Origin of the sequence: Endozoicomonas sp. YOMI1 (assembly GCF_024606345.1) — a bacterium.
GTDB lineage: Bacteria > Pseudomonadota > Gammaproteobacteria > Pseudomonadales > Endozoicomonadaceae > Endozoicomonas.
Genome location: NZ_JAHHPM010000281.1, coordinates 1 through 10,579, shown reverse-complemented (window position 1 = coordinate 10,579; position 10,579 = coordinate 1). Strand labels below are relative to the sequence as shown.

6 protein-coding genes are annotated in these 10,579 nt (G+C 46.4%); 2 read left to right on the top strand and 4 right to left on the bottom strand.

What is annotated here, in order from left to right; all coding sequences use genetic code 11:
• Window positions 1-87: 87 nt before the first annotated feature.
• Window positions 88-1,338, bottom strand: a complete 1,251-nt coding sequence (locus tag KDK15_RS09675; protein ID WP_257295150.1) for an ammonium transporter — start codon at window positions 1,336-1,338, stop codon at window positions 88-90.
• 130 nt (window positions 1,339-1,468) lie between these two features.
• On the bottom strand, window positions 1,469-1,807 hold the full coding sequence (gene glnK / locus KDK15_RS09670; protein ID WP_257285229.1) for a P-II family nitrogen regulator: 339 nt from the start codon (window positions 1,805-1,807) through the stop codon (window positions 1,469-1,471).
• Window positions 1,808-2,157: 350 nt separating this feature from the next.
• On the opposite strand from glnK, the gene KDK15_RS09665 reads away from it, so the two are divergent.
• Together KDK15_RS09665 and KDK15_RS09660 are read left to right on the top strand one after the other, a co-directional pair.
• Window positions 2,158-3,174, top strand: a complete 1,017-nt coding sequence (locus tag KDK15_RS09665) for an MBL fold metallo-hydrolase (protein ID WP_257295149.1) — start codon at window positions 2,158-2,160, stop codon at window positions 3,172-3,174.
• A gap of 68 nt (window positions 3,175-3,242) precedes the next feature.
• Window positions 3,243-3,536, top strand: coding sequence for an accessory factor UbiK family protein (locus KDK15_RS09660; protein WP_257295148.1), 294 nt, complete (start codon window positions 3,243-3,245; stop codon window positions 3,534-3,536).
• Window positions 3,537-3,693: 157 nt separating this feature from the next.
• Here KDK15_RS09660 and KDK15_RS09655 read toward each other — a convergent pair whose 3' ends face one another.
• Both KDK15_RS09655 and hhe read right to left on the bottom strand, forming a co-directional pair.
• Window positions 3,694-4,449 carry a hypothetical protein gene (locus tag KDK15_RS09655; protein ID WP_257295147.1) on the bottom strand — a complete coding sequence of 252 codons (756 nt, stop codon included), beginning with the start codon at window positions 4,447-4,449 and terminating at the stop codon, window positions 3,694-3,696.
• Window positions 4,450-5,006: 557 nt separating this feature from the next.
• Complete coding sequence (hhe, locus tag KDK15_RS09650) at window positions 5,007-10,271, bottom strand: DUF4011 domain-containing anti-phage protein Hhe (protein ID WP_257295146.1); 5,265 nt, start codon at window positions 10,269-10,271, stop codon at window positions 5,007-5,009.
• Window positions 10,272-10,579 lie beyond the last annotated feature (308 nt).

The window sequence follows — 10,579 nt, the reverse complement described above, 5'->3', positions numbered from 1 at the left end:
TGTGTCCGACATTTTTGATGTCGGTACTTCCAAAATATCAAAGTACCGACATTTGATAGAAAGGCAAAAAATTCTATAGCCGCCAACTTAAGACTTGCTGGTGAACTCCGGGTACGCTTCCATACCACATTCAGTGAGGTCAGCACCTTCATACTCTTCTTCTTCAGAGATGCGCAGACCCATGATCACCTTGATCACACCCCAGACTACCAGAGAAGCACCGAACACCCAGGCGAAGATACTGCCAATACCCAGCAGTTGAGCACCCAGGGTAGCGTCGCTGTTGGTCAGAGGCACAGCCAGCAGACCCCAGATACCTACAACACCGTGGACAGAGATGGCACCCACCGGATCATCGATACGCAGCTTGTCCAGCGCCAGGATAGAGAAGACAACCAGGGCACCACCAACAGCACCGATCAGAGTTGCAACCAGGGCGTTTGGCGTCAGCGGTTCAGCGGTAATAGCTACCAGACCAGCCAGGGCTCCGTTCAGGGCCATGGTCAGGTCAGCCTTACCAAACAACAGTCTGGCAACGATCAGGGCAGCAATAACACCACCGGCTGCGCCAGCGTTGGTGTTGACAAAGATCTGGGCAACAGCGTTGGCATTTTCCACATCGGCAATTTTCAGCTGAGAACCACCGTTGAAACCGAACCAGCCCAGCCAGAGGATAAAGGTACCCAGAGTGGCCAGAGGCAGGTTAGCACCAGGCATGGCATTAACGGCACCGTTAGACGCGTACTTGCCTTTACGGGCACCCAGCAGCAGCACACCAGCCAGGGCAGCAGAAGCACCCGCCATGTGAACCACACCGGAACCGGCAAAATCCTGGAAACCAGCTTCGTTCAGGAAGCCACCGCCCCACTTCCAGAAGCCCTGCACCGGATAGATGAAGCCCGTCATAAAGACCGCAAACAGCAGGAAGGCCCACAGCTTCATACGCTCAGCAACCGCACCGGAAACGATGGACATGGCAGTGGCTACGAAGACCACCTGGAAGAAGAAGTCAGAACGCAGAGAGTAGTAAGGTGCATCTTCACCACCGGCAAGCACCGACTCGACGCTGTTCTCGGTGCCCAGCAGCGTGCCGAACAAAGGCATGATGCCGCCTTCGTTAGCACCCGGATACATGATCTGGTAACCACAGAGCAGGTACATGGTGCAGGCAATGGCAAACAGGGCAATATTCTTGGTCAGAATTTCAACAGTGTTCTTTGAGCGCACCAGACCGGCTTCCAGCATGGCAAAGCCGGCGGCCATCCACATGACCAGTGCACCACACATCAGGAAATAAAAAGTGTCGAGCGCATACGACAGCTGAATTATATCTTCCACGGGACCCCTCCCAGTAAAATTCACATCTTTTTATCTTTCTTTTCAGCTCAAGGCTACAGAGCTCAAATCGCTATTACTGCTCAGCAATGTCATCAGTGGCTGCTGATGGGTAATGGCTTTTAGATGGCGTCTAGATGGCGTCGACCCCAGTCTCTCCGGTACGGATCCGAATGGCCTGTTCCAGAGAGGTCACGAAAATTTTCCCGTCACCGATTTTGCCGGTATTGGCCGCATTGGAAACCGCTTCAATCACCTGATCCAGCAGGTCATCTGAGATAGCCACTTCAATCTTTACCTTTGGCAGAAAGTCCACAACATACTCTGCACCGCGATACAGCTCGGTATGGCCTTTCTGGCGACCAAAGCCCTTGACCTCCGTCACAGTGATACCCTGAACGCCGATATCAGAAAGCGCTTCCCGCACGTCATCAAGCTTGAATGGCTTGATAATGGCTGATACTAACTTCATGCATTATTCTCCTGGCTTTGCTTAATATTCATCCGGGAGGGGTGACCTGGATGCGATACAGCTTCCAAAGTCTACGCTTTTCCCTTTGTGTTACAACAGCCTGTTTATTTCCTGAGCCTGAAAAAGGAAAAACCAACACTGCCAGTATTGGTTTCAGGCGATCCCGCCCGGCGCTGGTTAAATGGTTACTCCTGTCTAAGCAGGCTCTGTGCCAGTTTTTCACCTATCCCCATAAATGGGCATGATTGAAGGTTTCATAGACTCAAACAAGTACCGAAGCAGGCATACGCACCCATTTGATGCACTAAAACCTTATCCCTCACCAAAAAACCGCACCAAATGAGTCTAAATTGATTAACAAAAAAAATTGGGTAGCTGCGGTGAATCGCTCAAAAAAACATCATTTACCAAACGGTGGCTTTCGCAATAACGATGTTATGCAAATGCATCATCGCTCGTTATGGAACATCTTAAAATGGAAAATCACCGAGGCCTTGCCGGAGAAATTTGCTATTCCGGTGGAGGACGATGATTATTCGGTCTTTGAGAATTCAGATAAATCCCTGGCCTGCTGGATTGGTCATGCGACCTTTTTAATTCGCCACCAGGGTATGAATATTATTACCGACCCACACTTTTCTGAACGAGCGTCTCCTGTACAGTGGGCTGGCCCCAAGCGTTACTCGCCACCGGCGATAGATATTGATGCCTTACCCCATGTGGATGTGGTGGTGATTTCTCACGACCACTACGACCACCTGGATCGTAACTCGGTATTAGCCATCCAGAAAAAGCAAAAAGACAACCCACCCTTGTTTATGTTGCCCCTGGGTTTAGGCCAATGGTTCAGCAAACATGGCCTGGCTAACTGGATCGAGCTGGACTGGTGGGAATCCCATACCCATCGAGGCTGGACATATACTGCAGTGCCTTGTCAGCACTTCAGTGGCCGTTCAATATTTCCGGATCGAACACTCTGGTGTGGCTGGGTATTTGAAACGGCGGCTGAAGCATCTGTATCGGGTAAACGCTTTTATTTTGCCGGGGATACTGGCTACAGTTCCGATTTTAAAGCCATTGGGAAGCACTTCGGCTACATGGATATGGCCATGGTGCCGATTGGTGCCTACGAACCACGCTGGTTTATGAAAGAAATCCATGTCAATCCGGAAGAAGCCGTGCATATCCACATCGATGTTGGCTCACGCCTATCACTGGCGATGCACTGGGGCAGCTTTATGCTGACCAATGAGCCGATATTGCAACCGCCGGAAGACCTGCAGCGTGCCAAACAGCAGCATGGCGTTGCCGATCATGACTTTATTGTGATCAAACCCGGGAAGATTACGACATTATTTGACCAATAATTACCGATCGTTACTTTGCTGCTCTTGCGGTATCCTTTCCTTTTCTGACTACCAGCCAGGCGATAACCATGATCGATAAAGCCGCCCTGATTAATTCCATCGCCAGCAAAGCCGGTGAACTCTTTAACGGTGACAAAAGTCAGACCCGGGAAGATATCGAAAAAAATATCAAGGCACTGGTAGGCAGTGCACTGTCGAAACTGGAGCTGGTCACCCGTGATGAGTTTGATACCCAGGTTGCTGTTCTGAAACACACCCGTGAGCGCCTTGAAGCGCTGGAAAAAGAGATGGAAGCATTTAAAGCAGAACAAGAAGTGCCGGAAGACAGCAGTAACGATGACCAGCAAAGTGCTGGCCATTAATCAATCTACTATCCCGCTATGCCAGCATAGTTGTCGCCATCAGTTCAATTCCCAAGGTGCGTGGGCGCTCCCCTTTGATGCCTGATTCTGATTCTGCTCATGGTAACTGCTTTGACCAGGATGAACGGGGTGTACGGGTATTAGTGCTTCCCTGCAACTAATCAGGGATCGCACTATAAAATGACATTATTGCCAAATGGATCAAGCTCGGCAATTGTTCCTGCGTTTCCGGAAAATCTATAAAAAACCAGTCTTTTTCTTCAATAGAAAGCATTGCGCTGTCATGGTCGGCAAATTCAAACCAAAAGTAGGGAGGCTGCCGGGAACACAACCATTGATCCCCCTTATCGTAGGCCTCCCTGATGTGCTCTAGCATATTTGGGTCTTCAAGATTGTGTATAGCTTCCAACTCTCCCTGTGTACCCAGGAACTGGATCATCCCCGTCGTTTCACTGAGTCCGCTGGCAGTTAATTGATGGAATTTTTCCACATCGACTGATACCGGCTTTAAATGACTGCGTATCTTGTTGAACCGGCTGTCTTCTATCTGCTGGTCAATGGGGGATGAGCCTGTGGCAATCGCCAGTTGCCTTATTTCTGCAACAACCCCCTCTACAGCAGTATCAGGAGTCGGCGTATTATCGGTACCCGCCGGTTCTATGGCAGTGATTAACCTGGAGTCGAGCGGGGAGGGAAGAGCCTCTGCAAGTGTGCCCAAGGCCTCTTTTTTTTGCTGAATCACCCGGCTTTGTTCTGGCTGGGTGGCAGAAAGAGAGACATTGTATTGAGAAAATAATGCCTGATCACCCGATGCTCCGGCCAGGGCTTCCACCGCTCCCTTTGACTGATCTGCGGGAGCCTGCGTGCTGGCCGTTGGTTGATGTGAGCCATAATCGGATTGGGGAAAATTCATTAACACATTTTCCTGAAACTTGCAATTATTGGCAGAATACCAACTAACCGATTAGTTATTTATACAACAGCAAATGGTTCACTGATTTCTGACAGTTTCAATTAGCATTATCATCTACATTCCAAGCCCGAGTGGCTATGGGTCGAGTGTCACGAATAACTATTAAAGATACAGTGAAAATATAACAGATTTTCTTTATACCGATGCTCCATTCTATATGCTTAAAACAGGATCTGGATACCCTGAATTTCTCCAATAAACAACAGCTGGCAGGCGACTATTAGCTGACATTTTCTCAATACGGGTAAAAAAGATACCCATGAGCGACTTCAGCACCCAACAATTTCTTGTAAAACGACCTTTTTCTTGCATGAGACAAGACAGCCTTAACCATCGCCATGCACTGATATTAAGTGGAGAATTGTTTCCAGATACCTACCTTCTGCTGGTTCAGTGCCATTACGCAAAAACACAGGAATTTTTTCCTGAAACTCAGCCAGAGAGCAAGGGAGTTCATGCATTAAAGCTTCGAGCATAGTTGGTCTGAGCAACCGCCGCTATTCATCCGTGTCTGGCAACTCTTGTCTGATTACTGTTTGATCATATTCGACAAGAATAGTTTGTAGATCCTTCTCTGCATTAACGTCGCCGCTATCCTCAAACATCTGATCTTGGATAGGTTCCGGTTGAGAATCCCCTTTAACACTGCTCAGTGTTTGATCATTTGTAGCTGGGGCTTGTGACAATGGCGTCTTCAAGCTGTCCAACTCTGTTAAAATTTCCCGCAATGGAGCTTGAGGATTGTCAAACCAATCAGTTGACCAGATCCGCCTAATTTTCCAGCCCAAATTTTCAAGAATTTCTTGTCGCAGGCGGTCTCTATCTCTTGTTGACTTAGCAGAGTGGTAGCTTGCACCGTCACACTCAATACCCATAAGGAAACGCCCCGGCATACCGGGGTCTTTCACTGCCAAATCCAGGAAATATCCGGCAACGCCAAGTTGGGGTTCACACTCGTAGCCATGCTCAGCAAGCATTTGCATTACAGCCACTTCAAAATCACTATCTGGTTCTTTCCCTGTGTGCTGATAATGTTGAAGGCGTCCAGTTTCACAATACTCTAGAAAAGCTTTAAGTGCTTTTACTCCTCTGGAGCTATTATCAGATGTGCGTACATGCCCAGAACGCATGGATGAGTAAATGTGCATGCGCTTTTTGGATCGAGTGAACAGTACATTCAAGCGACGCCAGCCGACATTTGAGTTTATTGGCCCAAAGCGTTGGTGCATGGCGTTCGCACCAATTGTTTCTGGCCCATAGGTCATTGAGATAACTATGACATCTCGCTCATCACCCTGCACATTTTCCAGATTTTTGACAAACAGAGGCTCATCCAGCTCTTGATTCTTTTCAAATGCTAGTTGCAGAGCTGGATCATCCTTAATCTTCTGTTCGAGCTGTTTTTCAATTTCATCACTTTGCTCTGAGTTCATGGCAACAATACCGACAGACTCTTCAGGCTTATTGATCAGTTGGTCTGCCACACCCTGCACCAGAATCCGAGCTTCTTCCTCATTTCTTCTATTAACAAAGCGTCCCTGTATTGGCTGATAACGAATGCCAAATTCATCACTGCTACTGAAAGGTGATGGGAACAAAATCAGATTTGAATCGTAGAAATTCTGATTAGAGAAAGCGATCAGTGACTCATGTCGAGAGCGGTAGTGCCAGCGTAAACGTCTGCTTTTAAACAGTGGAATGACTGAATCCAGAATACTCTCAGAATCTTCAAGAGCTACCTTATCGTCATTATCTTCACTATCTACCGTCTTCTGGAAAAAGGATGTGGGTGGAAGCTGTTTAGGGTCTCCAACAACGACTAAGCTGGTTCCTCTGGCAATAGCACCCAAGGCATCTTCTGGACGAATTTGTGAAGCCTCATCCATGATAATCATATCAAAATCGTAGTTACCCGGCTCCAGATATTGTGCTACAGACATTGGACTCATGAGAAAGCAGGGCTTTAAAGCCTGTATTGACATTGGCGCTCTCTTCAACAAAGAACGTATGGCTATGCGGGGTTTCTTGAGATTCAGGTTGTACTTAATCAGGCTCAACTCCGTGTAGTCTTTAACCTTTCCACTTGCTATACCTTTGGGAGTTGAAACTATGGATGTTTTGTGGGCAATAAGCTCTTGCTGAAGCTTCATCAGCTTACGATCATATTCCTGAAACTTTTTCCTGACCGCCATTTGCTCGGAACCAGAAAAGTTGCCAAGTGATGGGTGCTGCTGAAGGATTTCTCTGGAAAGCTGATGACTGGAGACCATGTGCACAACATCGTTCAGCATCTCAGAGGAAATATTCTGTAACTCAAGTTGCTGAACCACTTTCTCCAGACCGCCAGAAGAAAGTCTTTTTCGTGACTTAATGTATTTTAGCCAAGTGGTTAGCCATACCGGATTAGTTAACGCTTTTTCATTTCGCTCTATATTGCCCTGCAAGTCATCACTGCTAGCTTCAAACCATTCTTGAAGATTAACCTGACTGACTTCTGCAAATTCAGCTCGTGACTGAAGCACATCTTGAATGTCTTCACACAAGTTGCGGTTACCTTCCTGCAACCCCTCATACCTTTTTGCACTAAAATCTGACTGAAATCCAGACAGCAAATAAGGTGCGCCATTCATAACGCTCGCAACATCCAGTGTATTCTGTACGAGTTGAAAATCCCTTTCAGAGTAACATCGATATTGTTCAGATAAAGCCAGACCATGATCTACAAAGTGCTGAACAAGCTGGTTTGTTTGCCAAGCGGATAATCTCGTCGCCTGCTCAGTGAGCAGAGTTTTCACAGTATTTAAGTCACCAATTGTGACATTATCACCAGTCAATACATCGTTTAGGATCTCCACCTCAGCTTCTATAGTTTGTGAAAGCTCAGTCATTGACTGACTAAGGCAGGCTCCAGAGTCCTGAAACTGAATGTATCCAGAGTAAAGCTCAGATAATTTACGGATGTCTTGTTGTACACGACCAAGTAATCCAGATACCTCTCTATCTGCCAATTCCTTTATCGCCATAGCCTGATTGCGGTCTAATGACAACAGCGCATTACCTATCGCAACCCGCTTTCCAAATCCAGCCCCGTATTCATTTCGAACTGCTTTATACCACTTTCTAATCTCAACCAACCGATCTATCGGGGTTTCTATACCGCAATACTCTGTATCAAGAATTTGCTCCCCTCGATTAAGCTGATCCATCTGCTCCAGTCCTTCTGAATATTGAATCAGCTTAGGAAGCAAAGACAAAAGTTGATTTGCATCAGGTTTTGGCAACGCTGACAGGCTCAAAACGGACTTTCTTGCAGAACGCCACTCCCCAGAAAACCACTTAAAGAGTCCACCACTCTCAATAAGTGATTGCCAAACTTTTAGTGTTGCAGTGTCTGGTAACCTGTGAAGGCTAAATGCCTCATGCAGCTCGTGATAGAGAGGTGTTAGCTGGCTAAGCCTGCTTGTCATTTGCTCAAGCAAGGGGTCAAGGTCAGGGTTATCATAAAGGTCATCCCTATGTCGCCACAGATCAGAAGGCAACTGCCCGATCAATTGAGCAAGGATAGCGAATTCTTTGAGACCCTCGCTGGTGTCAACAAAACAGCGTTGAAGCGGAGGAGAAACATTATTGTAGACAGGGGAAAAGCTGCTGTTGATGACTGCCAGATTTTCTTCTGCGCTAGCTAAATCATTGAGGCTTAGAGCAATGTCGTTTAAGTTTTTATCAACATTGACTCCTAATCTCTGAAATAATGTCAGAGTTTTATCCAAATGTGCTTCACGACCTATTTCCTTTTCAAAAGCCTCCGGTTTGAGGTGTTTGAAAATAGCGTCATAGGCTCCATGGATTTTCTTATACTGATCCAACATCTGCTCTGACTGGAGAAGCAGGTTAACAACCCCATAAACAGCACCCAAGGGTTCTTCCCCCATTAGCATTGGGAGTTTATTTATATCTTGTGTCGCTCGCTCAATCGCCTCAAAAGAGCTATCCACTGAATTGTGCAAATCAAAAGCAACGCTAAAAGACTCCCAATTTACCTTCAATGCAGTTAGCTTCTCAGTCCACTGCCGAAGTAAATCAGCCACCTCATCAATCTGATAGCCTTGCAGCTCAGTATTGTTAACGCCATACCAGTGGTGGTTGGCTATTTTTCCCTCCTGTGCTTGGTTAGACACGCTCTCGTAGACATTGGTTAGCATCTCAGCTTGATCAAGCAGTTCTCTTTGCTTCACCGGGGTAAAGCTTTTGCCATCAATACCCTCTATTGCCAATAGCTCAGGAGATATATGGAGCTGTTCTCGATATCGGGTAGCTTTATTCAGTATCTGGTGAAGTGTCAGCCCAGTCTCACTCCAGTAACTGTTGATCAAGCTGACATAATCTGCCAGTTTTGACTTCAAATCCTCAAACCGTGCAACCTCAGCCTCAATCTCTTTGGGCTCCCTATAAGAACCTTTTTTGTTCAGACGATGACCAAGATCACCCAGAACTTTCTGCTTGTTGGTTTTATGGCTATGTAGTTCTAGACAAAAATCCCCCAAACCGGCTCTATCAAGACGGTCTTTTACGACATTGAGAGCAGCCATTTTTTCTGCAAAGAAAAGCACTTTTTTCCCGTTACCAATACATGCCGCAATGATATTTGTAATCGTCTGAGACTTCCCTGAACCCGGTGGCCCTTCGATGACCAGATTTTCACCTTTTGCAGCATCAATTACAGCACTATGTTGTGAACTGTCCGCATCGAACACTAAAGGGTAGTGAAGGTGAATATCCTCAACCGTGTCAATGTTGTGCTCGTCTTCGTATGTAGCGGAATCGTTTGGATTCTCTTGTCCGGCAGCACTGAAAAACTGTGCAATGGTGGGGTGGTCTTTGATGTTTGCGTTTTCAGGCCAATTTTCTGGATCAAGATCCAGATACATCGCTTGCTTAGTGAAGTTCAGCAGTATAAGCGAGATATGCTGCTTTACTTTCCAGCGTGGCTGCTCCTTAAGAATAGACTGACGGATTCGCTCAAAATAGACAGAAGGTACAGTGTCTTCTTCAATCCCTGGAAGGAACAAACCAAAGTCGTTGGCAAGTTTTTCTCTCAGGGAGATGTTGGTTAAAAGCCCCTCATCTTTGAGGGACAGGGAGTAGCGGTAAACTCCATCCTTACCAACCTTTGCTGATTTTTCCAGTTTGACTGGGATCGTGAAAAGAGGAGCCTGTCTTGCTTTATCAGAATCCCTACTCTCATACCATTCAAGAAATCCGATACCAAGGTATAAAATATTGGCTCCACTTTCTTCGATAGCGGTTTCAGCCTTACCTCTTAAGCCTCTCAGTCTTGCTTCCAGCTCGGAAGCATAAGAAAGGGTTTGAAAGTTGTCACTCTTCTGAAGGGATGCATCAAAGTCTTTCAGCTCATAGGACGTATAATGACCAAGATGTTTCGCCCACTGCTCTGCGCTTGGAAATCCGGCAACAACTTTATGGCCTTTAGCTGGATCTTCTTCAAAATAACCAGCATCTATAAGTTCTGACTCTGTAGGTTCAGGCACTGGCATAAAGATCAATGATTTTTCATCAAGCAAAGCTTTTGCAGCATTATCTGGATTGGTCTCAATGACCCTGACGCTAGTGGCTTTGGGGTGTCTGTAATTCAGAAGGGTGTTGCGGCTAGTGAGATCCAGTAACTTTTTGCGTACAGACTCAAGAGAGTCATAGGCAAACCCTTGTGGATTAGTTTGAGCGTCAGGGTTTTGGGGTTCCATGGATGAAATTCCGACAAATTAGGACACTGATCGAGCAATAAACAAGCAGGATACTGCGATATAAATATTGTCTCCTATCCTATCAGCCTGATAACTGAAATGCAGGTTGCAGGGACTATCTGTGAGCCAAACCTCACCCCGTACACAGGCACTGTCCGCTAGTGATATACCTGTATTTTCTAATAAGCTATCACGCTATACACCATCAGTTTCAGTACACGTAATAACCAACCAATATTTTTACGATATTCCCTTGAACCGCTCCTAAAAACTTGCTCAAACCTACTCAAAGTTATCTAAACCTGAGC